We start from the raw sequence: 25415 nt of genomic DNA, 5'->3' as shown, positions 1-25415 counted from the left end.
CCAAGCTAGAGAAAGTTAAATTTTGGTCCTGGGCTTGCAGGCTATCAAAAGTCTGATTCTTGCCTTCAAGTATCAAACGGGATAATAGTTCCTTGGTCTCACGCATGCTTCTCACCTCCCCCTAATTATAGCAATCGGAGCGAAAAAAACGATAGATTATCTTTTCAATCACATTTGCGCTCGTTTTGGAGCGCTTTTTTGAGCTAAAGAGATTGCAAACGTGATAGATTATTCTTTCAATCGCTTTTACGCTCCTTTTGCGATTGAAAACATCCGCAAATTCAAAAGCAGCATCCCCCCACGCAAAAAACATGCAGGGATGCTGCTTATTTGCTTACAAATCCAGCTTAAAAAAGCGGCTGATTTCTGCTCTTTCAAAATCATCAACGATCACCCCGTATCTAGGCCCGAAGCTGATTGGGTTCAGAGATACGCCGTTCTTGAATGGACTGACTTCCAGGTATTCTTCTGGGCATGTTTCAATTGTCACTTTGTTCAAACCGGTCTGTCTCAAGTCACTGATCCGCTGGTCAAAAAATTCCAAGCTGGACTTGATCTTAACTAGTTCAGCAATTTTTTCTCAACTTCTTTCTGTTGCTTAGCCAAATACTTCTGCCGTTCATTCAAATCCTTTAAGGCGAAAAAGTCCCCAACCTCCTGCAGGCTGCTGCCCAGTTTCTCTAGCAGGCGGATTGTCGCAACTTGGTCCACCTGTTCCAGCCGGTAGTAGCGGTAGCCATTATCTTTGACAACCGCCGGCTGTAAAATACCTTTTGCTTCATTGCCCAGCCAACTATTTTTCAGCAATTTGCGATTACCTTTGGCGCTACCCTAGTGCAAGCCTGGGTCAACCCCTTTGGCCAGGAAGCCATCTTAGGCTATGTCGCCATCGTCAAAGTCATGAACCTAGCCCGGATCGTCCTAGTTGGCTTTGACCAGACGTTAACTCTGATGACGGCTCAGTCATTAGCGGCAAAAAAGTACTCAGCTGTTAAAGCAGTTTACCGCTACTGCAGCAATGTCTCCCTTATTTACTGGCTGGTCAGCTCAGCCCTGTCGGTCATCTTCTGCCAGCTTTTGGCAGGCATGTTCTTTGATCCAAGCCAAAACCAGGCAGCTTACTCCTTCTTCTGAGTTTACCTCTATGCTTTTGTCGGCATCCAGCTCTTCTCCATCTTCAAGTTCTTGAACTGCTAAGAAGCATGGTTTTGATGAAGGAATACCTCTACTGCAACTTGGGTGAATTGGCCCTTAAGCTGGCCGCGACCTGGCTGCTTTTAACGCCTCTTCAGACTAATGCCTTCTGGAGCGCGGAACTAGGTGCCAGAATCATCTGCGTCTTGGGCTCAACCATCTTGGTTATTAAGGAAATGCAAGCTTTAGAAGCAATGGAAAAAGCCGGTTAATACCGGCTTTTTATCTACAGTCATAAATGTAGTAAAGAAAGAAGATTACCGGGCCCGGCGGTCGTTCTCGGCTTTCTTGTAGAATTCCTCCTTGGACTTCCGCATGGCCTTGTCTGCCTGGTAGAGCAGGTTGACCCCAACGCAGAAAATCAGGACTGAGCCGACCAAAGAAATGTTAGCCGACTTCTTGCAGAGTCATGGCATCCCTGCCCGCCTGGTCAACCGGATCAATGACAAGGAGAACACCATCTTTGACTTGATCTTGACAGAAACGGTCGACCTGGTCATCGACATCCCAACCAGAAACAACAACTTGAAGGACGGCTTCCTGATCCGCCGCTTTGCCGTAGAAGCCGGCGTGCCGATCTACACTTCCCTTGATCCACGCCCTGGAAGCCAAGCACGACAACAAGATCTCCTTGGTCGACATCACCAAGCTGTAGAAACTAAATTCCTCAATACTCAATAGTTTTAAACGTCAGCATTTGCTGGCGTTTTTTGTATAAATTGAAAAATGCCCTTGCAATTACTTAGCAAGCTAAGTAAAATGCTTAGTATGTTAATTATTAGGAAGCTAAGTAATATTTTAAGCGAGGTGGAGAATGGAGCCCACATATTTTGAGGACCCCCGTTTGGGAGAAATCATCCAAAAAAGAGCCTATTTGAACATGCTCATGCATAAGTTGTACCAGCAGGAGTTCAAGGATATTCATTTAACCCGGGAATCCGGAGGCTTGCTGTTCGCGATCAAGAAAACCAACTACAACCAGACCGACCTGGCCGACCTCTTTCACATTACCCAGGCCAGCCTGTCCGGCCGGATCAAACGTTTGGAGCGGGACGGCTACCTGGTCAGGGTGACAGATCCAAATGACCGGCGCAAGTACCGGCTGGAATTGACCGCCAAGGCCAACCAGGAGCTGGATGAAGTCATAGCTAAGATGAAGAAGTGCAATAAGCAGATGTTCCAAGGCCTGACCGACAAAGATTTCCAGGAGATTATCCGGATTCATGAACAGGTTTGCCAGAATCTGGAGGCAATGATCAAGGAGGAAGCGGATGATCAAGCTTAGAAAATATATCCTGCCCTACCTGCTGCCGATTCTGTTGGCAATTGCTTTTATCTTTGGTGAGGCCCAAACTGAACTGGCCCTGCCGGACTACATGAGTGATATTGTAACTAACGGGATCCAGGCGGGCGGCTTTAAAGACAGCGTTGCTGATGTCCTGTCGCCTCAGACCTACCGGCAGATCATGACTTACTCAACTAAGAGTCACCAGCAGACGATCAAGGCCAGCTACCGCTATGTCAAAGTAGCTGATGTCTCCAGTGACTTAAAGAAGACTTTTCCTAAAGGCAAGAATCTCTATGTCTTAAAGAAAAACGTTGACCGGGATAAGCTGAACACGGCCATGCTCCGGGGGATGATCCTCTACTACACCCTCACCGGCAATAAGAACTCAGATACCAGCAAGAAGTTCCTCAAGAATATCTCTAAGGGAATCAAGACTGCTAAAGACAAATACGCCAAGGGTGAAAAAACTTATCAGCAACTGGCCAAAGTTGCCCCGGCCACTCCCCAGGCCGTAAAAATGAAGACGCAGCTGGACCAGGCCAAAAAGCAGATTGGCGAAATGGAGACTGCTTATCAGAAAAAGGACCTGGCCTACTTCTTCAAGCAGATGAGCGCCAAACAAAAGCAGAAGATCTACGATTCTATCGACAAGCAGATGAAGAAGATGGGGACCAGCACCATGAACATGGCCGGCGGCCGGGCGGTCAAGCTTGAATACAAACGCCTGGGTGCTTCAACCAGTAAGGTGCAGACCAGCTATATTCAAACAGCGGGCCTGAAGATGCTGGGCATTGCCTTGATTGGCTCAGTCATTACCATTTTGGCTGGCCTTTTAGCTTCCAGAGTCGGGGCTGGTGTGGCCCGGGACTTGCGGCTGAAGCTTTTTGAAAAAGTCGAATCCTTCTCCAACACGGAAATGGACCGCTTCTCAACCGCATCCTTGATCACCCGGTCAACCAATGACATCACCCAGATCCAGCAGGTCATTGTCTTGATGATCCGGATGGTGGCCTACGCGCCAATTTTGGGCATCGGGGCCCTCCTGCATGCCCTGGACTCTTCTCCATCAATGACTTGGATTATCGGCCTGGTAATTCTGCTGATTTTTGTCATCCTCATGATTACCATGGGCCTGGCCATGCCAAAGTTCAAGATCGTCCAGAAGCTGATCGACAAATTGAACCTGTCCATGCGGGAAAACTTGACGGGGATGCTGGTCATCCGGGCCTTTGGCAATGAAAAAGTCAGTGAAGACCGCTTTGACGAAGCAAACCGCAACTTGACCAAGGTCAACCTATTTACCAACCGGGTCATGTCAACCTTGATGCCGATTATGATGTTCATCATGAACACGATTGCTCTGGTGATCGTTTATGCCGGCGCCAAGCAAATCGACCTGGGTAAGCTGCAAATCGGGTCAATGATGGCCTTCGTGCAGTACGCGATGATGATTATTATGGCCTTCTTGATGGTGGCTATGATTGCTATCTTCATCCCCCGGGCCAGCATTTCAGCTGGCCGGGTGGCGGAAGTCCTGGAAACCGAAGCTGAGATTGAATCTCCAGCTGCAAGTAAGTCAGGCAAGGAAAATACGGGTGTTGTTTTTGACGATGTGACCTTCACTTACCCAGGCAGCCAGGAAGCGGCTTTAGAGCATATCAGCTTCACTGCCCCAGCTGGCAAGACGACCGCCTTCATTGGTTCAACCGGGTCGGGCAAGTCCAGCTTGATCAACTTGATCCCCCGCTTCTATGATGCAACTAGCGGTAAAGTCATGGTTGACGGAATAGATGTTAAGGACTATGACCTTAGCGACCTGCGCGAGCGGATCGGATTGGTGCCGCAAAAGGGCCAGCTTTTGACCGGGACGGTTAAATCTAATGTCTTATATGGGGCAAAAGATGACTCCCACCTAGAAAAAGCCTTGCGGGTCTCACAATCAGAAGAATTCGTTGACCGTCTGCCAGGCAAATTGGACGCCCCGATCGCTCAAGGCGGCAGCAATGTTTCCGGCGGGCAAAGACAGCGTTTAGCAATTGCCCGCGCTTTGGCCAAGGATCCAGAGATTTTGGTCTTTGACGATTCTTTCAGTGCTTTGGACTTTAAGACTGACGCCAAGGTCCGCCGGGAGCTGACCAAGATGGCCGCTAAGGAAAAGAAGACCATCCTCTTGGTTGGCCAGCGGATCGCGTCAATCATGGATGCCGACCAGATCATCGTTTTGGATGAAGGCAAGATTGTCGGCAAGGGCAAGCACCAGGACCTGCTTAAGAATTGCCAGGTCTACCGGGAAATTGCCTACTCACAGCTTTCAAAGGAGGAATTAGCCGATGCATAACCATGGCAAAGCAAGAGGAACTGAGAAGGCAAAGGACTTTTCCGGAACTTTTGCCAGACTCTTCCGCTACTTAAAACCCTATTACTGGTCCTTGCTCGCTGTAATCATTTTCGCGATTGCTTCGACCGTCTTCTCGATTATCGGGCCGAAAATTTTATCCAAGGCAACTGACAAGCTGATCGCCGGGATCAGCGCCAAGATCCAAAATACCGGTGGAATTGATTTTACCTACATCAATAAGATCCTCCTGCTACTGCTGGGCCTTTACCTCCTGTCCATGCTTTTCAACTACGTGCAAAGCTGGATTACTTCAGGTATTTCCCAGAAGGTTGCTTACTCTCTTAGAAAAGACATTTCGGAAAAAATCGACCGCCTGCCGCTCAGCTTTTTTGACAAGCATGCCAGCGGTGACATCTTGTCTCGGATTACCAACGACGTGGATACGATTGCCCAGTCATTGAACCAGTCCATGGCCCAAATCATTACTTCAACCGTGACCGTAGCCGGCGTCGTGATTATGATGTTTACGATTTCCTGGCAATTAACCCTAATTGCTTTAGCGATTTTGCCAGTGACTTTCGGCATCTTGGGAATGGTCATGAGCCGGTCGCAAAAGTACTATATCGGCCAGCAAAAGGCTTTAGGTGACGCGGATGGTCACATCGAAGAAATGTACGGTGCCCACCAGATCGTTCAGGCCTTTAACGGTGAAGCCGCGTCAGTGGCAACTTTTAAGAAGTACAATGACGAACTTTACACTTCCGGCTGGAAGTCCCAGTTCTTTGGCTCTTTGATGATGCCAATTTCCAACTTGGTCGGCAATATCGGCTATGTTGGCATCTGTATCGCCGGCGGTTTCCTGGCGGTCAACAGCGTGGTCACGATTGGTGATATTCAAGCCTTTATCCAGTATGTAAAGAGCTTTACCCAGCCAATTACCCAGATGGCGCAGATCATGAACATGCTGCAGTCAACGGCCGCGGCTAGTGAACGGGTCTTTGACTTCCTGGAAGCAGAAGAGATGCCGGAAGAAGAGGTGGAAATTTCTACCGAAGAAGTAGCCAAGCTGCCTAGCGATGTGACTTTTGACCATGTCCGCTTTGGCTACAATCCAGACAAGATCATTATTAAGGACTTCAGCCTGGATGTTTCTGCCGGGCAAAAGATTGCTATCGTCGGACCTACCGGGGCCGGCAAGACAACCCTGGTCAAGCTATTGATGCGTTTTTACGAGTTAAACAGCGGAAAGATTACGATTGGCGGCCAAGATATCAGCAAGATGAAGCGGTCAGATCTACGGTCAATGTTTGGGATGGTCCTGCAGGATACCTGGCTCTTCAACGGTACGATTAAGGAGAACCTCCGCTATGGCAATCTCAATGCCAGCGATGAAGAATTGCGGCAGGCGGCAATTGATGCCCATGCTGACCACTTTATTGAGCAGATGCCAGAGGGCTATGACAGTATGATTAACGAAGAGTCCAGCAATATCTCCGCCGGGCAAAAGCAGCTTTTGACGATTGCCCGGGCTTTTGTCAAGGATCCGAAGATCTTGATTCTGGACGAAGCAACCTCATCAGTCGACACCCGGACTGAGCTCTTGATTCAGCAAGGGATGGACCGGCTGATGCAGGGGCGGACGGCTTTTGTTATCGCCCACCGCTTGTCAACGATCAGGGATGCAGACAGCATCATCGTCTTGAAGGACGGGGATATCGTTGAAGTTGGCAACCATGACAGCTTGATGGCAAAGAAGGGCTTTTACGCCGACCTTTACCAATCACAGTTTGAACATGGCGAAGAATAAGAAAAAAGCAAATCAATTTGGATACATTAAAAGCCACCAAGCTCAAACTTGGTGGCTTTTGCTATTTCACGCTTCTGGTCGCGATAAAAGTCGGGATATTCAATTCGTGCAGGTGGCCTTCGCCGTTGGTATCTTCATAGAGATTGGTTAAAGTAAAGCCAGCTTCCAGCTGGCCGCCGATCTGTTCATCCAAGGTATGAGAGAACTGAACGCCAGAATCATCTTTTTCCAGCTGCTGCATCTGGTCAGGATTTTTCAGCGGATTAAAAGGCAAAGAGTTGACGACATACTTTTCATCCTCGCTGTCAAACAGGTAGTTGATCCCGTTGTCCAGGCCAACCAGGAGTACCCCACCCTTTTTCAAAACCCGGTAGCATTCTTTCCAGATCGGCTTAACTTTTTCAACGTAGCAGTTGGCAACTGGTTGAATAATCATGTCAAAGCTTTCGTCAGCAAAAGGCAAAGGCTGGGTCATGTCGGCTTTGACAATATCGATATCGTAGCCTTCACGTTCTGCAACCAGGCGCTCACTTTCCAGCTGCTGGTCAGAATAGTCCAGGACTGTACATTTTGCTCCCAAGGCAGTCAAGATCGGCATCTGCTGGCCGCCCCCGCTGGCTAGGCCAAGAACCTTTTTGCCGTGTAAGTCACCAAACCAGCTGTGCGGGACATACTTAACCGGGGTCAACTTGATCTCCCACTTTCCCTCTATAGCAGCTTGGAAGGTGTCGTGGTCAATTGCCTTGCCCCATTCCCAGCCTTCTTTGACCCAGCGGTCGATCGTTTCAGCGTTGATGTCTTGATAGTTCATAATTGTTTTTCCTCCACGTAATTAATAGTTTTAGTTTAACACAGCGTTAAAATTCTTTCTGGCATTTATAACTTTGGCTTAACTTTTTTGCCATTTACCGTTGACTTTCTCAGATTTAGGATTAAGATAAAAAACATGAAATCAAAACAACATTGCTTTGAAAAGGAAAAGTAGTTTTGGCGAGACCTGCAGAGAGCTTCTGGTTGGTGTGAAGAAGCGGTCAGACCAAGTGCGAAAATCACCTTTGAGCGGAAACTGCGAGATTAGTGGTTTCGGGGTTCGCCCCTTAAAGCGGCAGCGCATTATCTGTGCGTGAAGGCCTAACGGCGAAAATAGGTGGTACCGCGCTAATAGCGCCCTATTGGATCAATTTGATCCAGTGGGGCGCTTTTCTTTTCCATGCAAGATGAAAAGAGGAACGCAAATGAAAGTTAGAAAAATGGCAACAGTTGCATTACTTGGCATGTCAGCTTGCACGTTGGCTGCCTGCGGCAACAACAATTCCCAAGCATCCAGTGGCAAGACCAGTTTGAACTTGATGGAGACTGACGTAGTCAGCTCCCTCGATACCTCAGTGACTGCCTCAATCCCCCAGTGGGACACTTTGGTGCAAACTATGGCTGGCCTTTACCGGTCAGATAAAAATGACCAGCCAGTTCCCGCGGTTGCCACTAGCTATCATAAGTCCAGTGACGGCAAGACCTATACTTTCAATCTGAGGCACAATGCCAAATGGTCAAGCGGTGATACTGTGACCGCGCAAGACTTTGTGACAGCCTGGCGAAAAGGCGTTTCTCCCAAAGCAATGTCTGGTTACAACTACATCTTCAGCAACATCAAGAATGCTGACCAGATCTCTCAAGGCAAAAAGGCGGTCAGCAGCTTAGGCGTCAAAGCCGTTGGCAAGTATAAACTGGTTGTGCAGCTTGAAAATCCAGAACCGACCTTCATCGACAAGATGGTTATGCCAGCGTTTTACCCGCAAAACACCCGCCTTGTTAAAAAATATGGTGCCAAATATGGTACGGCTGCCAAGTATACCGCTTTTGACGGGGCCTTCAAGGTCACCAAGTGGACTAACACCAGCGAAAAGTGGACTGCTGTCAAGAATCCATACTACTACGCTAAAAGCGCGGTCAAGCTGCAAAAGCTAAATTACCAAGTCGTCAAGGATTCAAACACTGCCCACCAGCTCTTCCAACAAGGAAGCTTAGATGATGCGGTAGTTTCAGGCACGACGGCACAAGGTCTGCAAAATAATAAGAACCTCTACCACCTCTACCGGTCAGGTAATAACTTCGTAAATCTGAATATGGCTAAGGGCGCCGTATTGGCCAACAAGCAACTCCGTCAAGCCCTCTACTTGGCTGTTAATCGTACTCAGCTGTCTAAAAAGGTTTTAGCAGATGGTTCAAAGCCATCCTACACCTTCTCAGCACCAAACGCCGCAAAGGATCCAGCCAGTGGCAAGGACTTCGCAGCAGCAGCACAGCCAAAAGAAACTTACAATGTTGCCAAGGCTAAAAAGCTCTGGCAGGTTGGCTTAAAACAGCTGGGCAAGTCAAAAGTTGAACTGACCCTGGTGGCAAGTGATACAACTACCGACAAGAATGTCAGTGAATTCCTGCAGTCACAGCTGGAAAGCAAGCTGCCAGGACTTAAAGTGACTGTCAAGAATCTGCCATCCAAGTCCGCCTACAATTTGGTTGCCAATGGCAAATATGACCTTTACCTTTCCCTGTGGCTCAACGACTACGCTGACCCATACAGCGAACTGCAGACCTTGGAAAAGACTAACAGCCACAATTACGGTAAATACACCAGTGCTGCCTACAACAATGAGCTCAGCCAAGCCAGAAGAAATGCCGCGACCAGATCAGTCTACTTCAGCCACCTGTTAAAGGCTCAAAAGCAAATGAACCAAGATTACCCTGTTCTTCCTCTTTACACCATGGTTGAAGACCACCTGGTAAACGCCAATTTAAAGGGGGTACTTTGGCACAAGGTTGGCATGGTTGACTACACGAGAGCATACTTCAAGTAACAAGTGAATTTATGACTGAAGGAGAAAAAATCATGGATCAAACGAGAATCGTTACTTTAGACAATGGCTATCACCTTTTTACCCGTAAGGTCAATGAAGGACCGGTCAAGCTGCTCTGCGTGCACGGCGGGCCTGGTGACAACCATGAAGACTTTGACAATTTCAAGGCTGGCTTAGCCGGCAAAGGAGTTGAGGTCTACTCTTATGACCAATTGGGTTCATACTGGTCAGATCAGCCAGATTTTTCTAAAGAAGAAAACCGCAAGTATCTGAGCATTGACTACTTTGTCGACGAACTTGAGGAAGTCCGCCAGAAGCTCGGTTTGGAAAACTTTTATCTGCTGGGCCACTCTTGGGGCGGATTATTGGCCCAAGAATATGCAGTCAAGTATGGCCAGCATCTCAAGGCCGTCATTATTGAATCGATGATTGACAATTTAGATGAATACACGGTCAACATCAACCGGGAACGAGACGAAATGTTCAGTCCGGCCCAAGTGGAATACATGCGCGAATGCGAAGCCGCAGAAAATTTTGATGATGCGATGTACCAAGAACTGGTCGCCAAGCTTTACTCTGTTTACTTGATCCGCCACCCGGAAAATGGAACCCGGCACGTGGTCAGCACGACCAATACTCAAGTTTACAATTACTTCCAAGGCAATAATGAATTCATGATGGTGGGCAAGCTGACGGAGTGGGATTTCCGTGACCGTTTGGCGCAGATTACCCTGCCTACCCTTTTGACCGTCGGTGAATTTGACACCATGCCGCTCGATGCTGTCCGCCGGATGCACAAGACTTTGAAAAACTCCCGGATGGTTGTTACTCCAGATGGCGGCCACTGCCACCACATCGATAATCCTCAGGCATTCTTTTCTTCCTTATATAGGTTTATCAGTGATGTTGAAGCTGGAAAGTTTGCTAATAATGAGTAGAAATAGCAACAAGACCGCCACAATCGTGACGGTCTTTTGTTTTGAAAAGTACCCAACTGAAGCTGTTTTGCGAAATTCGAGTTCCCCAAAAGTCTTCAACTGGCACGTTTTTTCAAAATGGATTCCCGAAAGCACTCATCTAAGTCAGACCATTTTACAGAGAAGCAAAAAAACTTGTTCAAGCATCATACCAAATGGCGTGATATTGAACAAGTTTTTTAGAGCCGCTTCACGGTCTATGACAATCAGTATTTGTTAACTGTTGCTATCCTTCTCAACGATAAAAGGTTGCAATGCTTCTGCCAGTGAGTGCAGGTTCCGGGTTTGGATCAAAACCTTGCCGTTCCCGGTAAAGTGGTTGACCAGGCCTTCACCGGAAGTGAAGCCGAACATTCCGGATGCAACTTTAATGTCGTAGTCAAGCCCTGCATCCCAAGCAACGACGTGCTCGTTGTCGATTGAGATCGGCTTGTCGCTGGTCACCGTCAGTTCAACCAGGTCACCAAAGGCGTTGACCAACATATCGCCTTCACCTTCAGTTTGCATTACGTAGAAACCACCGGTTCCCCCAAAGGCTGCCTTACTAAAACTTTGACTTTTCATCTTGTAGCTGACGCTGTCGTCACTTGCTAAGAAGGCACCGGTGTTCAAGCAATACTGCTGCTTGCCAACGGACAGCTTCTCAATCTTGCCCGGAATCGCTGGCGCAACCCCAATTTGTCCGCCATCGGCATCACCGGTTGCCTGAGTGATAAACATGCTTTCACCACTGGTCAAGCTCCGGCCAATCGCACCGAGCAGGCCGCCCAGCCCCTTCTTGCTTGAGTTCATCTTCCCGGCAATGGACACGTCCTTCATGTAGACCATCGCGCCGTTTTCGACTTTGATGCTTTCGCCCTTGTCAAGGGTGACGGTTGCCAATGGGCAGGTGTTCCCGCCACTTAATTCGTACTTCATGGGCTTCCTCCTTCTTTCGTTATTTTTTCAGTTAAATCTGATATTTATGTCATTTATTCTTGCCTATATTATATCAAAAAGCGACTTTTTCCCACAATACTCTTATTGCCGAAAGGTTAAGTCATGACGGGCTTGCGCTTACTTTTCTAGTGCGCTGAAATCTGGTTCAAAACAGTCCAGCAGGGTGAACTGTCCGTCCTCATACTTTAGCTTAAGAATCGTACAATTCTTCATTTCATGCGGCAAAGGCTGCTGGTAGTAGCGGAGGAAGCAAACCATGGCACCGCCGTGTGATACCGCTAAGACTGAATAGTGGTCTTCCTGCTCCATAACTTGGCTCAAGGTCTGGGCCATTCTTTTGCTGACTGCTTCCTAGTCTTCCCCGCCATATTTGACGAAAAAGTCCCGGTAAGGCAGCGGCGGGTTCAAAAAGTCGTCCATGCCCTCAAAGCGGCCAAAGTTCCATTCCTTGATTCCTTTGAGCCGGGCATAAGGCAGCCGGCAGCCGGTCACCAGTTCCAAGGTGTCGCATGCCCGCTCGCTCGTGCTTGGATAGCAGTGGTCCAGCTTAATCTTGTTATCTGTAAAGTAGCGGCCAGCGATCTTGGCCTGGGCAATCCCTAATTCAGTCAAAGGTGAATCGCACCAACCCTGGATCTTGTGTTCAAGGTTGAATAAGGTCTGGCCATGCCGCATGGGATACAGTATCTTTTCCATCTAAATTTGCTCCTTTTCACATCCCTATAGCGCTTTCATAGAAAACTATAGCATTTTTGGCAAAATCGTGAAAAAGCACTTACCTGCGGCATTTCAGCCGTTTCGCCTGCTGAATCTGGTATGATGGAGTACTGAAGACCAAGCGCTAATCGTCGCTTGCAAACTAATAGGGAAGGAATACTTATGATCGATTGGCTGGCCCTGACAAAGGACATATATCTGGAAAAAGGCGAAAACCGGCAGCTGAAAAACTGGCGCGTGCACTTGCAAAAGACTGACCTGCTGGATCTGGGTCTCTACAGCAAAGGCAAGCTGGAAGAAGATGGCCGCTACAGCATCCCCTGCTACCAAATTTTCAAGCAATACGGCAAAAGTCCGGACGAAGTCTACCAGGAGCTGGAGGACAAATATGGTCCCCTGCTCTCCAAGAAAGACCGCCGCAAGCAAAAGGGCCTGGCTAACCAGGCTAAGCTGGCCCAGTTCAAACAGGAAGTCCAACCAGAATACGCCGCCTTTCTAACCCAGAATTATTCAGACAAGCAGCTGCTGAGCGACCTCCCCTTTTACCAGGAAATGGCCAAAGCTTGGGACAGACCGGCTGAAGGCGTCCTGCTGCCAACCTTTGCCCTGCAGGTGCTAGGCAATCCCCACGCTTTTGACCGGGGAAGCAAGGGCCGCGGCTGCCTTGACAAAATCATCCAGCAGCAGCTGGGCGAAGACGCAACCTTGGCTGATTTCAATGTCTACCCTGACCAGCTCTACAATTTCGCCATGACGGCCAACTTGCTGGATACGCCATTGACCTACGACATCATTGCCCTGCCCGATATTGACCGCATCCCCCTGCCAAAGCAGATCAAGGTCTACCTGCATGAAAATTCCGGCGTGACCACCGCTTTGGCCAGCAAGTTCCCAGACCGCGCCTTCGTCTGCACGGGCGGGCAGGTCAACCTGGCCACGAAAAGGCTGATCAAACGCCTTTTGACCAATCACTGCCAGCTTTATTATTCCGGCGACTTGGACCAAAGCGGGATCAAGATCGCGGACAACCTGCTCTTGGAGTTTCCAGACCTTCACCTGCTCAACATGGACCTGGCAACCTACAAGAAGCATTACCAAGCCAGCGTTCCCCCGGCAAAAGACAAACAAATCAAAGAAGTCACCAATCCCGGTCTGCAGCAATTGCTGGCAGAAATCCAGCACAAGCAGCGCGTAATTTTTGAGGAGGCAATCCATGATTTTTTATAATGACGAAAGCTTTATGTCCCAGGCGGACGGCTTTATCAAGGCGGTTGCCGCGCCAGGCCTGGCTCGGGACATCGTCGTCTTCTTGAACAGCCATCCCATGGGCGAATACACGCCCTTGCAGCTGAGCGAGCAGCTGCAGGCTGACTACGATGACGTCACCAAGCTGCTCAAGAAACTGTCTGCCAGCAAAAACCTAAAATCCATCCCCCTGACCAACCAAGCCAAGGCCCGGTCCATGAAGGAAGCCATGCAGACCACGGCCTATGCCCTGACCAGCGAGAGCATGGAGCTCTTCCAGGCCTTTGACAAGATCGCCAACCTGCAAAAGCAGATCAGAGAATCCCTGTCCATGACCGAAACCGACCAGCTGATCGAGAACTTGCGGCAATTGAAGACCAGTCTGGAGCAGCTGCTCACGGATCCGGACAATCTTGCCCTTAAGGGCAAGCTCTTTGAAGACGGCATTTCCCTCTACGACCGCTCCTTTGGCTATGACAACGGGATCTACAACCGCTTGAAGAACCGGATCGACAGCTTTGCGACCAACATCCATGACCTGAACATGCAGGTCTTTCGTCTAGAGACCGATGCCAACACTACTGGCGACTTGAACCAGGAGCTCTTTAAGCTGCGGGACGTGGTCAAGGAGGTCCTCGATAAGGTCGAAAGCAAGATCCCCGAAGTGCTGGAGGCTATATATGCCCTGGAAGACAGCCAGAACAAAATTGGCCCCAAGCTCTTCTACCAGCCCCTGGCCCTTGAGCTCCAGGCCTTCAACGCCACCAAGAGCCCGGACGAGCTGGCGGAGATCATGGCCGGCAATATTGCGGACATTGCCCAAAGCGAGCGGGCGGGCAGCGGCCTGTATTCCAGCCTTCTGGACCGCTTGAGCGACATGTTCTTCGCCTTGATCGACCTCATCTCCCAAAACCGAGAAATCCAGGTCAGCAAGGAGCGGGCGGAGCGCTTTTTGGCACAGGCCCAGATGTTTCAGGCAGGCATGAGTGCCCAAGAAATGGCCCTTTTGTTTGACCAATATGAAGGCACGCCCCATTTTCACCACTGGTACATGTCCAAACATGCCAGCTACCGGCTGGATGATGAAAAAATCCACTACAGCTTTACGGCCAAAGCACGCAAGCAGGCGAAAAGCAAGCTGGCCCGGTCCATGGAACTATCTGATGACGAAAAAGCCGAACTGGCGGCTGAGCAAAAGAGGCACGCGGCTGAGCAAGCCAAGCAGGCCCAACTTGGACAAAATCTGATCAATAAGCCGTTAACTAATTTGACTGACGAAGAGTTTGCCTTTTTGCAAAAGCTGCTGGGGCAAAGTCATTTTGACTACCGCTTCTCAGAAGCCGGGGACCTGGTCAGTGCCAGCGCCGCGACCGGCGACTACCTGCTGGTGAAGCAGTTCCAGGCAGACGACATGGTCATCAGCTCTCCCGCCCAAACCCTGATCTTATGCAAGTGCAGACTGGAGGTAAAAGACAGATGGCAGAATTAGACTGGAGCCAGATCATGCCGCAGCTTTTGGCTGGCAAGACGACTGCTTATATCAGGCAAAACCGCCTGCAGATCAGCAAGTATCTGAAAGACAAGTTCAACCTGGTCTTAGACCAGGACCTGCATCTGCGGGCTTATTCCAAGACCCGCCCCGTTGGCATTGAAGCCGACAAGCGCGTGCAGGCCGATCCCCTCTTGTACCGGATCTATTATGAGACGCTGGCGAGACTGTCCAGCCTGCAGGTGGGCATGACTATCCTCTACCAGGATATCGTGGCCTATATCAATGACCAGGAAAACTCGTTCACGGCCAGCTCGGCGGAATTGCCCAAGTACCTGAAGCCGGTCATCGCCAAGCTGGAGCAAGACGGCATCCTTGCCCTGCGCGACCAGGACGACAAGGACTCCTTGTACGTCTTGACCAAGCGGCCCAAGCCCCAGGATCCAATCGACCTGGCCAAGGGGATCCAGAACGGCAACGACGTTGCCCGCCAGGAGCTGCTCTTAAACGGCTTCTTTAGAAAGGAAAGCATGGGCAAGAGCGAGTACAACTACCTGCAGAATTCCTTTGAGCCCTTTTACAATCCAGAAACCAGGCAAGGATTGCGCCTGGTCAACGTCGATGACTATTTCCTTTTGCTCAACTACTCCCAGCTGGACTTCCCTAATACGGTTCAAAGCAAGCTGGACGCCATGGCCGTTGAATTGCTCCAGCTGATCAACGACAGCGGGCAAAGCAGCTTCCAGCTGACTGAGCTCATGGCTTTAGCCAAAAAGACCGCCAGCTACCAGACCATGACCGGGGCTCAGAAGGCCGCGGGCTTGAAGATGAAGCTGACTGAATTGCTGGGCGAATTGACCTACTACGGCTTGCTTTCCAAGGAACAGGACACCTGGTTTGCTACTTCCCTGACTGGGATCATCGTCAAAGAAGAGGAGGATAATGATGACGAATTATAAGCTGAACCGCTTTGGCTTTTACAACTACTTTAACTACCGCGACCAGGTGTTTGACGCCAATACCCAAGCGATCGTCTTTAACGGGGAGAATGGATCCGGGAAGACCGCGACCATGCTTTCCCTGTTTCCAACCATCTTCTTGGGCAGCATGCGGGTCGTCGACAGCAAGCGCAGCCTGGACTACTACATTAAGGCCGGTGAAGCGGGCTTTGCCTGGGTGGAATTCAAGGCCGGCGACTTGCTGCAGACCCTGCTTTTGGCCTACAGCAAGTCAGCCGAAGGCTCAAATACCAATCACTATTACTATGTCCTCAAGCAAGGCGTCAAGGGGGATGAGGTTCCCTACTCCACCAGCTGGCAGGAATTCCGCGGGGCCGTCAAGCCCTTGGTTGAGCAGCGCTATGACACCCAGGCCGACTACCAAAGCGCCATCAACCGCCTCTTCTTTGGCTTCCAGTCGCCCAGCGAGCTGCAGGAATACTTTGAGCACCTGGCCGCTTTTGAAAAGCCGCCGCTAAAGCAGACTGGCAGCACCGCGGAACTGGACAGCGCCTTGAAGACGGCCTTGCCAAACCTCAACCACTATGCGGACCGGGCAACGGTAGAGAACTTTATCGACAATGCCCTGGCCATGGTTGAAGAAGAAAAGAAAAAGGCAGAGCTGGACCAGCTCAACTCGGCCTTGGCCAAGACCGAGGAATGGGAAAACCTGACCAACAAGCCGATCTTGGCCCAGATCCAGACTTTTTACGCCAAAGCCAAGACTGAGCTTAACCGCCGGCAGCGGGAATTTGCTGGCTTGCAAAGCCGCTTGGAGGAAACCAGGGAAAGCATTGCCCGCTTCAGCAAGCAGCAGGCTGAATTCAAGCAGGACTTAAAGGCAGAAGAAGGCGAGCGCGACGCCCTGCAGACCGTGATTGACGCCAAGAATCTAGACCAGCTGGCCCGGCAGATTAAGCAAAGCAAGGATGAGGCCGGAAGCCGGAAAAGAGATTTGGCAGCTGCCAAGCAAGACTATCAAAACGTCCAAAAACGGCTGGCAGACAACCAAGCAGAGCTGGAAAACGAGCGGACTGAACTGGCGGGAATTGCCAAAAGCCTTGAGGCCATTAAGGCTGAACTGACGCATTACCCGGCCCAAGCCGACCTGGCCCGCGCTTATCCAAACCCAGACCAGCTGCTGAAAGAGCAACTGCGGCTATTGAAGCAGCTGGCGGACTTGGCCAAGCAGAATGAGAATCTGCTCAGCCAGCTGAATCTGGTCAATCAACAAATCAACAGTTTTGATGAAGCTGACTTAACCGACCGGATCGCGGCAGCCTTGAGTGCCCTTGACCAGGACACTGCCAAATGGCTGCGGGAAAGAGAGATCAGCTTTGACCAGACTCTAGACTTTGACCTAGACGCCTATGAGGACAGACGACAGCTGCTGGAAAGTGCCCGGGCCCAATACCAGGAAGCGATCGTGGAAAGCCGGCATGGCATTGCCGAAGAGCGGGCTCAGCTTAGCCAGCTGCGGACTGATCTGGCTAAGCTTAAGCAGCAGCCAAAGCCGGAAACGACGGCTGACTTTAAGGCCGGCCAGCAGCTCTTTGAATTGGTTGACTTTAAAGAAGGCGTACCGGCTGACCTGCAGCTGCAGCTGGAAAGCGACTTAAAGTACAGCAACCTGCTCTATGCCCTGTTTGACGGAAGCGGGATCAAGACCGGCTTGGAAGCCGCCGGGGGAGCTGACGGCAAAGCCGCCCCAGGACAAGCAAGCCTGGCTGACTACCTAGTCAGCCAAGATGACCGGGTCAATGCCTTCTTGAAGACGATCGCGGTCAAGGACGGCCACGTCAGCTACGCCAGCGTCAAGGTCCACAGCGAAAAAAGCACGGCCATCACCCACATCGGTGAAAGCAACCGGCAAAAAGAGCGGGAAAGACAGATTGCCCTGCTGACGGAGCAGCTAAGCCAGGCGGAAGCGCGCCTGCAGGCTCTGCAGGACCAGCTGGCCAGCTACCAGGAGCTGTTTGACCAGGCTGATCCGGCCTCCTTCCCAAAGAGCGACCGAGTCACCGAAGCCCAAATCGCCTACCAAAACGCCCTGGCTGATCAAGGCAAGCTGCACAAGCAGCAAGAGCAGCTGCAGCTGCAACTGGCTGACTTCAAGCGGCAAAGCGACCAGGTCCGTTCAAGCCTTTGCCCTGACCTGCCTAGTGAGCTCAATGCTTTTTACGACTATGCCTCTCAATGGAAAGACTTCAAAGGCAAGCAAAGCGAACTGGCCAGACAGGAAAAAGCCCTGGCCAGACAAAACGAGCGGGTGGCCAGACTTGAAAAGCGCTTGGAGCAAGCCAAGAGCGAATTGGCTGACAAGGAAGCACAGGTTCAGAACAAGCAGGACCGCTTGACCGAAATGCAGACCCGGATTCAGACGCTGGAGCAGCAGCTGGCAGAAATTCAAAATGATCCAGAGACCCAAAAGCAGCTGGCCAGAAAGGAAGAACTGGACCGGTTGATTGAAGAGGTCAAAAACAAGATCAGCAGAAGCGGCTACGATTTGGAGCACGAAAACCAGCAGCTGGCCGATTGCCAGACGCAGCTGCCGATAAAGCAGACCGCGTATGAAGAGCTGGATCATGAATATGCGGCGGTCACCGGCCTGCTGGAAAAGCTGGGGCTGACCGACAAAGTCCGGAATGCATCCCCTGGAGACTGGAACAATGAGCAGATCAAGGCCAGCAACCAAAGCAAGGCCAACCTGGCCATGATTGCCGTCAACGGCATCAACGGCAAGACGGAGTACCGGGTCGACAACAGCAAGCGCTTGGAATTTGCTGAGCTTGAGCTCAATGACGACCTGCTGGTCCAAGTTCAGAACCTTATGCATGATCTCGCGGTCGTTCACTACTACTTTGGGGACAAGGAACTGGAACTTGACAAGCTGTATGAGGACATCCGCCAGCAGCTCGAATCCTTCAGGGCATCGGCCGACGATGAGGTCCAGCGACTGGCCCGCTACCTCAACAACTCAACGATTTTGCAGAAGATCCGCCAGGCGACCGCCGAAGCCACCAGCTTGACCAAGCAGATCAGCCGGTCATTAAAGGAAAAAGAACAGACCAACCATATCTCCTTCTATACCAGCTTCAGTGAGATTGCTGACTACAAGAAGGACTACCTGGCTGCTTTTGGCAATACGTCAATCGACAGTCCGGAAAGCCAGAACGCCGTAACTCTGTTGATGGACCGCTTCTGGACTTATATCAAGGACAATAACGATGAAATGACCAGGGATGAACTGGTTGACCACTTCTATGAGGAATTTGACTACAAGAAATGGTATAGATTCAATATCAGCTTCCGCCGCCATGCTGGTGACGCCCCGGAAAAGATGACTGACCGGAAGCTCAACGCCTTTTCGGAAGGACAAAGAAGCCGGGCAATCCTGGAGCCGCTTTTGATCGTCTTGGAACTGGATGAAAAGAAGATGACCAATCCGCTTGCTCCAAAGATCATCTTGATGGACGAATCCTTCTCAGGGATCGATGATGAGCAGCAAGAATTGCTGCTGAAGAACATCTACGATATCGCGGACAACTTTATTGCTACTGGCTACAATGCCCGACTTGCGGTACCAGAAAACAGCAAGGACACGACTTACTTCACCCTAATCGATCACACGGTTGATGGCAAGAATCACTTTATCTCTGTTGAACAGAGCATCGTCAGAAAAAATCGTTAAAAAATAAGGCATGATTCCGAATTAACGGAGTCATGCCTTTTTGGCTCTTAGATTAAACTAAGCGTGCTTTTTCATCTGAAGCTGCTGCTTTTCGTAAAGTACGGTTAACACAGCCCAGATGATATTAATGATTGCCCACGCGTTGCTGTACCTTGCATAAGCTGACTGCCCTGGAAAGGCAAGCTGAACTACTGCCAAGATAGCCACAATCACCATCATAACAGACACTGCCTTGAAAAACTTAGGCCGGTCAATCCAAACAGCTGCCAGAATCAGCGCGACAATCGACAGCAAATTAGCAATCAAGAAAAAGCGGTTAGTAGGATTGTCTTGCGTCGCGTAGCCAAAAGTATAGTTTGGCCCCAAAGCAACTAGGTAAATTGCCATCAAAACCCGATAGGCAATCGTCTTTTGCTTCTGTGTAAACAATTTTTCTCATCCCCTTCAATTACTACACAGCAAGGTCAACCTCTGTTGATCAAATCCATTATTGCTAATTTCCCAGGATTTTACACCTCAATGTCTAAGAAGCCTACTATTACGGCCTTTTTCGAAGTTTAAGATAATATTTTTTGAGTTGTAACTCAAACTCAACGAAATCCTATAAAAGGTTGATATATCAAGTGATAGAGCACTTTGAGTAGTAATTTTTGGGAAATTAGCAATTATACATCTTTTTAGTATAAGCAATATGTTTTTTTGAAAAATACACATTACCAAAAAGCAGCATCCCTAATTTCCAGAATGCTGCTCTCCTCTATTCAGTTATTTCTTTTACCACGCGGGCTGGCACGCCTGCCGCGATTGTTTTGGCCGGTACATCCTTTGTTACTACCGCACCAGCCACGATAACAGCTTCATCACCATTCGTGACGCCTGGCAAAACAGTTACGTTCGCGCCGAGCCAGACTTTTTTGCCAATATGAACCGCTGCTGGCAGCAGCTCTCCTCTTTTGGCTGGATCTTGCTCATGGTTCAAGGTCGCGATCATAGCGTGGTGGCCAAGCAAAGCCCCGTCACCAATATAGACTCCGCCCTGGTCTTGGATGGTGCAGCCAGTATTGATAAAAAATTATCTTCTGGCCATCAACTTTGCTTTTTTACTTCAATGTCAACTTGACCGAGCCATGGCTCAGCAGCTTCCTCAGTTCCTTTTTGCCCAGATTGATGTGCCCCAGCTTTGTATACGCCCAAGAATTGCTGCCGTAAAAAACCACAATCTGGTTGCTTGAATATAAAACAATATCACCAGGAATTGTTTTAGTTTGCCGGTCATCACTAATGATGCTCTTGCTCAAGTGGCCTACTTGCTCAAAGCCGCCATACATCGACATTTTGATGGTCAGTGGCGTCAACCTCTTTAACGCATCAACTGACTTATTTTTTTCCCACTTGACCGGCAGCTCATTATTGCCAATTGTTAACTGCATTTTACCTGACTTCTTTCGCTGTGACTTTTTCTTCTTGCTCTTCTGCTTTGCCAGATTAGTTGCCTTTTGACTGGCAGCTGGTTCTTCTTGCTGGCTGCAAGCAGAAAAAACAAGCAGGCTGATCGTGGCTAAAGCAGAAACAATTATTTTTGGGGCTTTCATTTTATTCTTCCGTCATGCAAGGCTTACTTCAAGTACTTGTCAAAGAAGGCTTCCATCTTGGCAAAAGGAATGATGTTCTTTTGGTCGTAAAGGTCAGTGTGGCTTGCCCCCGGGATCAAAAGCAGTTCCTTGTTGTCGGTGTACTTGTTATCCTTAATCATGTCGGCGTAGGCATCCTTTGACATATAGCAGGAGTGGGCCTGGTCACCGTGGATCATCAAGACCGCGTTTCTGATTTCATTGGTATAAGTGAACAGGCGCATGTTCAGCAAGGATGTAGCAGCCGTTACGTTCCAGCCGCTGTTCGAGTTAAGGCTGCGCTTGTGATAGCCGCGCGGAGTCTTATAGTAAGCGTAGTAATCCTTGACAAATTTCGGTGCGTCTTCTGGCAGCGGGTCAACTACCCCGCCGGCCTTGGCATAGCTGCCAGCCTTAAAGTCAGCCGTTCTCTGCTTATTCAAGGCAACTCGCATCTTGTAGCGGGCTTCTTCATTGTCGTCCGCGTCAAAGTAGCCATTGCCCGTCACTCTGGACATGTCATACATAGTAGAAGTTACGGTTGCCTTGATTCTGGTGTCGATCGCGGCTGTCTGCAGGGCCATCCCGCCCCAGCCACAGATGCCGATGATCCCGATTCTTTCTGGGTCTACATTATCTTGAACTGACAAAAAGTCGACCGCTGCTTGGAAGTCTTCGACGTTGATGTCCGGGCTATTCACATCTCTTACATTGCCTCCGGATTCACCAGTGAAGGATGGGTCAAAAGCAATCGTCAGAAAACCTCTTTCTGCCATCTCTTGCGCGTACAGACCGCTTGACTGTTCCTTGACTGCCCCGAATGGCCCGGAAACAGCGATTGCCGGCAGTTTGCCCTCGGCATTCTTTGGCGTGTACATGTCAGCGGCCAGGGTGATGCCGAAGTGGTTGGCAAAAGTTACCTTCTTGTGGTCAACCTTGTCACTCTTCGGAAAGACCTTGTCCCATTCTTGCGTTAACTTTAATTCTTCAGTTTGCATCATTTTTTGCCTCCATTATTGGCTAATCTTCTCTTTTTCCGCTCTTCTGATTAAATAATCCAGCAAGTCGACCTTGCGGCTGCACTCGTGCAATTCACACATGGCTTGGCACCTTGCCAGCTTTATCTTCCGGAGGGCGTCTTCATATTGCCCGCTCTCATACATCCTAAGAATTTCCGTGGACAATTTTTGCCCGCAGCCCGCGTCAGCCAGGCTTTGCTTGATAGTCGGCAAGTCCATTCCGCACCTCCTCTGCCTTACTTATTGATTAGTATAAAAGCTTGCTCCTTTATGCGCTAATGGTTATAATCTATCTCATGATATTCCTTTTGTGAATAAGGAGGCAAAAATGGAAATTCGCACCTTACGCTACTTCTTGGCCGTTGCCCGAGACGAAAACATGACTCGGGCGGCGGAAAGCCTGCATGTCACCCAGCCCACCCTGTCCAAGGCGATCAAGTCCCTGGAAGAAGAACTGGGGCAGAAACTGTTTACCAGACAGTCCTTCAGCATCAAGCTGACCGATGAAGGCTTTCTTCTCAGAAACCGGGCTGAGGACCTGGTGACCATGGCTGACAAAATTGAACAGGAATTTTTAGCCTTGGATGACATTACCGGCGGCGACATCTACTTTGGCTTAGCTGAATCCTACCAGATCAGTTACCTGGCCCGGGAGATCAATTCTTTCAAAAAGCTCTACCCAGACCTGCGCTACCACATCACCAGCGGGGACACCTCACAAGTCGCCGAGAAGCTGGACAAGGGGCTCTTAGACTTTGTCGTTTTGGCGGAAATGCCTGACACCAGCAAGTATGAATCACTGATTTTCCCGGAAACCGATAGCTGGGGAGTAGTCATGCCGGCTGATGTTCCATTGGCGCAAAAAGAAGCCATCACTGTAGACGACCTGGCTGGCCTGCCCCTTTTCTGTTCTGACCAGTCCTGGAAAAATGACATCCCCCGTTGGGCTAAAGACAGGATGGATGACCTCCGCCTGGAAGGCTCTTTTGGCCTGGTCTACAACGCTTCAGTTTTTGCTAAAGAACATTTAGGCTATCTGCTTTCTTTTGACAAGCTGGTCGATACGTCCCCAGAAAGCGGGATGGTCTTCCGCCCTTTGACGCCAAAGCTGGAGACCAACTTATACTTGGTTTGGAAGAAGTATCAAACCTTCTCTCCGATCGCTGAACGCTTTTTAAAGCAGATCAAGAAATCTTTCGGGCAAAAGCAAACAAGTGGCTCTTAACTAATTGTTAGGAGATTTTTCTTCTGCATGTTATCATACGGGTAACAAGTAAAAAGAAGGAGAGAAAAAATGAAGATATTTATCGCCGGAGGAAGCGGCCGGGTGGCAGCCGCGGTTATTCAAGAATTAGTTGACCAAGGTCAGCAAGTCTACGCCGGTTCCCGGCACAAGGACGCGATCGTCAAATTGCCGGGCGTCACTCCCGTTAGCCTTGACCTGCACGCCAGCGTTTCTGAATTAGCTAAGCTCTTAGCTGGGATGGACGCGGTTTACTTTTTGGCAGGTTCTAGAGGCAAGGACTTGCTCCAAACAGATGCCTTTGGGGCGGTAAAGTTGATCCAAGCGGCTGAATTGGCCGGCGTTAAGCGCTACATCCAGCTGAGCTCAATTTTCGCGGCCGACCCGGACAAGTGGCAGGGCAAGGCAGAATTTGCCAGCTTGACTGACTACTATATCGCCAAGTACTTTGCTGACGAGTGGCTGATCAATAACAGCAAGCTGGACTACACGATCCTGGCCCCGGCTACTTTGGAAGAAAAGGCTGGGACTGGCAAGGTCAACTTCAAGCCTGAAAAGTTTGCCGCCAACCCGATTCCCGACGTTGCCACGGTTTTGGCCCAAATTCTTGACAAGGAAAACACCTACGGCAAGGTAATCAATATGACTGGCGGCGAGACGCCAATTAGTGAAGCTATTGCAGAAGTTTAAGATGAAATAACCCCCCTGGCACTTGCCAGGGGGGTATTTTTGTTATTGGTCAGACAGCTTGGCCTGCTTTCGCTTTTTCCGCCACTCTTCCAGTTCCCTTTCGCTGATGATGTAGCCGGAGTCAGTATGATTTTTATCGCTAAGCTCCAAAATTTTCAACTTCTTTCGCAAGGCTTCTTCAGTGTAATCAGCAATGAGATCAGTCAATTTGTCAGCCGACCCGTCTCTGTCACATGCTTCCAAAACTTCCATGTAGTGCAGCCGGCTCTCCTTATTTGGCTGAATGTTGACAACTGGATAACCGTGCTCAGTCAATGCCAGGTTCATCAGCAATCTTGCCGTCCGTCCATTTCCATCAATGAAGGGGTGAATGATGACAAACCGCCAGTGCAGCTGGGCAGCGTAGTCCACGGGATGCAACTTGCCCTGCACCTCATTTGCCCAGTCAACCAATTCTGCCATCTTGACAGCAATATCCCAAGGGTCAGCATACGGATTGACTTCCGCTCCAGCCGGCCGGACCGGTACGCTTCGGTAGACGCCAGCGTCTTCTGGCCGGCTTTTCGCCATTGATAGCCTGTTCAGATTTCGAATATCCAGCTGGGTTAAGGTCTGGGCCTGGCTGGCCAAATCCATCATGTAGTCATAGGCTTCACTCAAGTCAAGCGTATCCAATACTTCAGCAACGCTTTTCCCGTGGATGGTCAGTCCCTTTTTAAGAATCGCTTCAGTCTCATGCCGGGTAAGAGTTGAACCTTCTATTGCGTTTGATGACCAAACGTGATCAATTTTTACATCCGCGTCCAGCAGCTCCTGCTCATATTTGGGCAGTGGAGGAAGGCTGGCTATTTTATTCTTCAGCTCTGTCAGCTTGGCAAAATCAGCCATTCCCTCACCTCCGTGTCTATACTTTACCTGTTTCTTCTGCCTAATTGTAGCATATTCCCGTTACAGTTTGATGATCCGGCCATCGTGGGCCCCGCGGCGGTGGGAGATGGACAGAACGGTCCGCCCGCCGCTGGCGGCATCGATTGCCTTGAGGACTTTGGCCTCAATTTCCCGGTCCAGGGATGCAGTCATTTCGTCTAAGAGCAAGATCTGCGGGTCACAGACAATGCTGTGGGCGATCATCAAAAGTTGCAGCTGCCCTTGAAAGTATGGGCCAGCGACCATGCCGATGTTGTAGATTAGGCCTGAAATTGTAACGATCACAAGAATTGGCGCTTCATACCAGAAGTAGCTGGTCATTTTCTTGGGGTCGCGGGGATTTTTCTGCTTCATCTCGCTGCCTCCTCTGGTTGCAATATCGCCCGCT

General features: G+C 49.8%; 26 protein-coding genes, 1 pseudogene and 1 other annotated feature. Of the genes and pseudogenes, 14 read left to right on the top strand and 13 right to left on the bottom strand.

Annotated elements, in window-relative coordinates; all coding sequences use genetic code 11:
• Positions 1–334 precede the first annotated feature (334 nt).
• Together OCH80_RS06075 and OCH80_RS06070 are read right to left on the bottom strand one after the other, a co-directional pair.
• On the bottom strand, positions 335–544 hold the full coding sequence (locus OCH80_RS06075) for a hypothetical protein (RefSeq protein WP_404538948.1): 210 nt from the start codon (positions 542–544) through the stop codon (positions 335–337).
• A 17-nt stretch (positions 545–561) separates the two neighbouring features.
• Complete coding sequence (locus OCH80_RS06070) at positions 562–807, bottom strand: MerR family transcriptional regulator (protein WP_404538945.1); 246 nt, start codon at positions 805–807, stop codon at positions 562–564.
• A gap of 27 nt (positions 808–834) precedes the next feature.
• Here OCH80_RS06070 and OCH80_RS06065 point away from each other — a divergent pair, with 27 nt between their 5' ends.
• Complete coding sequence (locus OCH80_RS06065; protein ID WP_404538943.1) at positions 835–1134, top strand: MATE family efflux transporter; 300 nt, start codon at positions 835–837, stop codon at positions 1132–1134.
• A gap of 77 nt (positions 1135–1211) precedes the next feature.
• On the top strand, positions 1212–1406 hold the full coding sequence (locus OCH80_RS06060; protein WP_404538940.1) for a hypothetical protein: 195 nt from the start codon (positions 1212–1214) through the stop codon (positions 1404–1406).
• A gap of 45 nt (positions 1407–1451) precedes the next feature.
• Here OCH80_RS06060 and OCH80_RS06055 read toward each other — a convergent pair whose 3' ends face one another.
• The gene (locus OCH80_RS06055) at positions 1452–1574 is read right to left on the bottom strand and encodes a hypothetical protein (RefSeq protein ID WP_404538937.1); all 123 of its coding nucleotides are present in this window, start codon (positions 1572–1574) and stop codon (positions 1452–1454) included.
• Between the two features lie 4 nt (positions 1575–1578).
• On the opposite strand from OCH80_RS06055, the gene OCH80_RS06050 reads away from it, so the two are divergent.
• From OCH80_RS06050 to OCH80_RS06035, 4 genes are all read left to right on the top strand, one after another.
• Positions 1579–1875 (top strand): hypothetical protein, encoded by a 297-nt coding sequence (locus tag OCH80_RS06050; protein ID WP_404538934.1) that lies wholly within the window; start codon positions 1579–1581, stop codon positions 1873–1875.
• Between the two features lie 199 nt (positions 1876–2074).
• Positions 2075–2479 carry a MarR family winged helix-turn-helix transcriptional regulator gene (locus tag OCH80_RS06045; protein ID WP_404538931.1) on the top strand — a complete coding sequence of 135 codons (405 nt, stop codon included), beginning with the start codon at positions 2075–2077 and terminating at the stop codon, positions 2477–2479.
• On the top strand, positions 2466–4820 hold the full coding sequence (locus tag OCH80_RS06040; RefSeq protein ID WP_404538929.1) for an ATP-binding cassette domain-containing protein: 2355 nt from the start codon (positions 2466–2468) through the stop codon (positions 4818–4820). The genes OCH80_RS06045 and OCH80_RS06040 overlap by 14 nt, the downstream gene beginning before the upstream one ends.
• Positions 4813–6627: an ABC transporter ATP-binding protein gene (locus tag OCH80_RS06035; protein WP_404538926.1), complete on the top strand. Its 1815-nt coding sequence runs from the start codon at positions 4813–4815 to the stop codon at positions 6625–6627. Before OCH80_RS06040 ends, OCH80_RS06035 begins: the two co-directional genes overlap by 8 nt.
• A gap of 61 nt (positions 6628–6688) precedes the next feature.
• On the opposite strand, the gene OCH80_RS06030 is transcribed toward OCH80_RS06035, so the two are convergent.
• Positions 6689–7438 carry a class I SAM-dependent methyltransferase gene (locus tag OCH80_RS06030; protein WP_404538923.1) on the bottom strand — a complete coding sequence of 250 codons (750 nt, stop codon included), beginning with the start codon at positions 7436–7438 and terminating at the stop codon, positions 6689–6691.
• A 148-nt stretch (positions 7439–7586) separates the two neighbouring features.
• Positions 7587–7802 (top strand) — a binding site (T-box leader).
• Between the two features lie 60 nt (positions 7803–7862).
• Between OCH80_RS06030 and OCH80_RS06025 the strand changes: the two genes are divergently transcribed.
• Both OCH80_RS06025 and OCH80_RS06020 read left to right on the top strand, forming a co-directional pair.
• Positions 7863–9482, top strand: coding sequence for a peptide ABC transporter substrate-binding protein (locus OCH80_RS06025; RefSeq protein WP_404538920.1), 1620 nt, complete (start codon positions 7863–7865; stop codon positions 9480–9482).
• A gap of 32 nt (positions 9483–9514) precedes the next feature.
• Complete coding sequence (locus OCH80_RS06020) at positions 9515–10420, top strand: proline-specific peptidase family protein (protein WP_404538917.1); 906 nt, start codon at positions 9515–9517, stop codon at positions 10418–10420.
• Between the two features lie 255 nt (positions 10421–10675).
• Here OCH80_RS06020 and OCH80_RS06015 read toward each other — a convergent pair whose 3' ends face one another.
• Positions 10676–11377, bottom strand: coding sequence for a TIGR00266 family protein (locus tag OCH80_RS06015; RefSeq protein WP_404538915.1), 702 nt, complete (start codon positions 11375–11377; stop codon positions 10676–10678).
• Positions 11378–11515: 138 nt separating this feature from the next.
• Positions 11516–12094, bottom strand: a pseudogene (locus tag OCH80_RS06010) (histidine phosphatase family protein).
• A gap of 183 nt (positions 12095–12277) precedes the next feature.
• Here OCH80_RS06010 and OCH80_RS06005 point away from each other — a divergent pair.
• Genes OCH80_RS06005 through OCH80_RS05990 form a run of 4 tightly spaced genes read left to right on the top strand, consistent with a single transcriptional unit; the run spans position 12278 to position 19538 of the window.
• Complete coding sequence (locus OCH80_RS06005; protein WP_404538912.1) at positions 12278–13342, top strand: DUF2399 domain-containing protein; 1065 nt, start codon at positions 12278–12280, stop codon at positions 13340–13342.
• Positions 13329–14849, top strand: a complete 1521-nt coding sequence (locus OCH80_RS06000) for a hypothetical protein (protein ID WP_404538910.1) — start codon at positions 13329–13331, stop codon at positions 14847–14849. Before OCH80_RS06005 ends, OCH80_RS06000 begins: the two co-directional genes overlap by 14 nt.
• Positions 14837–15808 (top strand): hypothetical protein, encoded by a 972-nt coding sequence (locus tag OCH80_RS05995; RefSeq protein ID WP_404538906.1) that lies wholly within the window; start codon positions 14837–14839, stop codon positions 15806–15808. Before OCH80_RS06000 ends, OCH80_RS05995 begins: the two co-directional genes overlap by 13 nt.
• A complete protein-coding gene (locus tag OCH80_RS05990) occupies positions 15792–19538 on the top strand; it encodes an SbcC/MukB-like Walker B domain-containing protein (RefSeq protein ID WP_404538903.1) in 3747 nt (1248 codons plus the stop codon). Before OCH80_RS05995 ends, OCH80_RS05990 begins: the two co-directional genes overlap by 17 nt.
• Positions 19539–19595: 57 nt before the next feature.
• On the opposite strand, the gene OCH80_RS05985 is transcribed toward OCH80_RS05990, so the two are convergent.
• The 5 genes from OCH80_RS05985 to OCH80_RS05965 all read right to left on the bottom strand — a co-directional run bounded on the left by OCH80_RS05985 (position 19596) and on the right by OCH80_RS05965 (position 22386).
• A complete protein-coding gene (locus OCH80_RS05985; RefSeq protein ID WP_404538900.1) occupies positions 19596–19967 on the bottom strand; it encodes a hypothetical protein in 372 nt (123 codons plus the stop codon).
• A gap of 328 nt (positions 19968–20295) precedes the next feature.
• On the bottom strand, positions 20296–20547 hold the full coding sequence (locus tag OCH80_RS05980) for a DapH/DapD/GlmU-related protein (protein ID WP_404538897.1): 252 nt from the start codon (positions 20545–20547) through the stop codon (positions 20296–20298).
• A 91-nt stretch (positions 20548–20638) separates the two neighbouring features.
• Complete coding sequence (locus OCH80_RS05975) at positions 20639–21130, bottom strand: cyclophilin-like fold protein (RefSeq protein WP_404538894.1); 492 nt, start codon at positions 21128–21130, stop codon at positions 20639–20641.
• Positions 21131–21153: 23 nt separating this feature from the next.
• Complete coding sequence (locus tag OCH80_RS05970; protein ID WP_404538950.1) at positions 21154–22146, bottom strand: alpha/beta hydrolase; 993 nt, start codon at positions 22144–22146, stop codon at positions 21154–21156.
• A gap of 15 nt (positions 22147–22161) precedes the next feature.
• Positions 22162–22386 (bottom strand): hypothetical protein, encoded by a 225-nt coding sequence (locus tag OCH80_RS05965; protein ID WP_404538892.1) that lies wholly within the window; start codon positions 22384–22386, stop codon positions 22162–22164.
• A gap of 109 nt (positions 22387–22495) precedes the next feature.
• On the opposite strand from OCH80_RS05965, the gene OCH80_RS05960 reads away from it, so the two are divergent.
• The gene (locus tag OCH80_RS05960; protein WP_404538890.1) at positions 22496–23392 is read left to right on the top strand and encodes a LysR family transcriptional regulator; all 897 of its coding nucleotides are present in this window, start codon (positions 22496–22498) and stop codon (positions 23390–23392) included.
• 69 nt (positions 23393–23461) lie between these two features.
• A complete protein-coding gene (locus OCH80_RS05955) occupies positions 23462–24100 on the top strand; it encodes an NAD(P)H-binding protein (protein WP_404538888.1) in 639 nt (212 codons plus the stop codon).
• A gap of 42 nt (positions 24101–24142) precedes the next feature.
• Here the strand turns inward: OCH80_RS05955 and OCH80_RS05950 are convergent, their stop codons facing one another.
• Both OCH80_RS05950 and OCH80_RS05945 read right to left on the bottom strand, forming a co-directional pair.
• Positions 24143–24988, bottom strand: a complete 846-nt coding sequence (locus OCH80_RS05950) for a Fic family protein (protein WP_404538885.1) — start codon at positions 24986–24988, stop codon at positions 24143–24145.
• Positions 24989–25048: 60 nt separating this feature from the next.
• Entirely contained in the window at positions 25049–25381 is a 333-nt protein-coding gene (locus OCH80_RS05945; RefSeq protein WP_404538882.1) for a hypothetical protein, read from the bottom strand.
• Positions 25382–25415 lie beyond the last annotated feature (34 nt).

The sequence above is a fragment of the Lactobacillus sp. 23-2 genome (genome assembly GCF_044902225.1).
GTDB classification, from domain to species: domain Bacteria; phylum Bacillota; class Bacilli; order Lactobacillales; family Lactobacillaceae; genus Lactobacillus; species Lactobacillus absianus.
The sequence above is the reverse complement of the archived record's forward strand: the minus strand, read 5'-3'. Positions and strand labels throughout refer to the sequence as shown.

Coding starts and splice junctions, on each gene's coding strand:
- OCH80_RS06060 (WP_404538940.1), top strand. CDS start 1,212: ATGAAGGAATACCTCTACTGCAACTTGGGTGAATTGGCCCTTAAGCTG.
- OCH80_RS06050 (WP_404538934.1), top strand. CDS start 1,579: ATGTTAGCCGACTTCTTGCAGAGTCATGGCATCCCTGCCCGCCTGGTC.
- OCH80_RS06045 (WP_404538931.1), top strand. CDS start 2,075: ATGCTCATGCATAAGTTGTACCAGCAGGAGTTCAAGGATATTCATTTA.
- OCH80_RS06040 (WP_404538929.1), top strand. CDS start 2,466: ATGATCAAGCTTAGAAAATATATCCTGCCCTACCTGCTGCCGATTCTG.
- OCH80_RS06035 (WP_404538926.1), top strand. CDS start 4,813: ATGCATAACCATGGCAAAGCAAGAGGAACTGAGAAGGCAAAGGACTTT.
- OCH80_RS06030 (WP_404538923.1), bottom strand. CDS start 7,438: ATGAACTATCAAGACATCAACGCTGAAACGATCGACCGCTGGGTCAAA.
- OCH80_RS06025 (WP_404538920.1), top strand. CDS start 7,863: ATGAAAGTTAGAAAAATGGCAACAGTTGCATTACTTGGCATGTCAGCT.
- OCH80_RS06020 (WP_404538917.1), top strand. CDS start 9,515: ATGGATCAAACGAGAATCGTTACTTTAGACAATGGCTATCACCTTTTT.
- OCH80_RS06015 (WP_404538915.1), bottom strand. CDS start 11,377: ATGAAGTACGAATTAAGTGGCGGGAACACCTGCCCATTGGCAACCGTC.
- OCH80_RS06005 (WP_404538912.1), top strand. CDS start 12,278: ATGATCGATTGGCTGGCCCTGACAAAGGACATATATCTGGAAAAAGGC.
- OCH80_RS06000 (WP_404538910.1), top strand. CDS start 13,329: ATGATTTTTTATAATGACGAAAGCTTTATGTCCCAGGCGGACGGCTTT.
- OCH80_RS05995 (WP_404538906.1), top strand. CDS start 14,837: ATGGCAGAATTAGACTGGAGCCAGATCATGCCGCAGCTTTTGGCTGGC.
- OCH80_RS05990 (WP_404538903.1), top strand. CDS start 15,792: ATGATGACGAATTATAAGCTGAACCGCTTTGGCTTTTACAACTACTTT.
- OCH80_RS05975 (WP_404538894.1), bottom strand. CDS start 21,130: ATGAAAGCCCCAAAAATAATTGTTTCTGCTTTAGCCACGATCAGCCTG.
- OCH80_RS05970 (WP_404538950.1), bottom strand. CDS start 22,146: ATGCAAACTGAAGAATTAAAGTTAACGCAAGAATGGGACAAGGTCTTT.
- OCH80_RS05965 (WP_404538892.1), bottom strand. CDS start 22,386: ATGGACTTGCCGACTATCAAGCAAAGCCTGGCTGACGCGGGCTGCGGG.
- OCH80_RS05960 (WP_404538890.1), top strand. CDS start 22,496: ATGGAAATTCGCACCTTACGCTACTTCTTGGCCGTTGCCCGAGACGAA.
- OCH80_RS05955 (WP_404538888.1), top strand. CDS start 23,462: ATGAAGATATTTATCGCCGGAGGAAGCGGCCGGGTGGCAGCCGCGGTT.
- OCH80_RS05950 (WP_404538885.1), bottom strand. CDS start 24,988: ATGGCTGATTTTGCCAAGCTGACAGAGCTGAAGAATAAAATAGCCAGC.
- OCH80_RS05945 (WP_404538882.1), bottom strand. CDS start 25,381: ATGAAGCAGAAAAATCCCCGCGACCCCAAGAAAATGACCAGCTACTTC.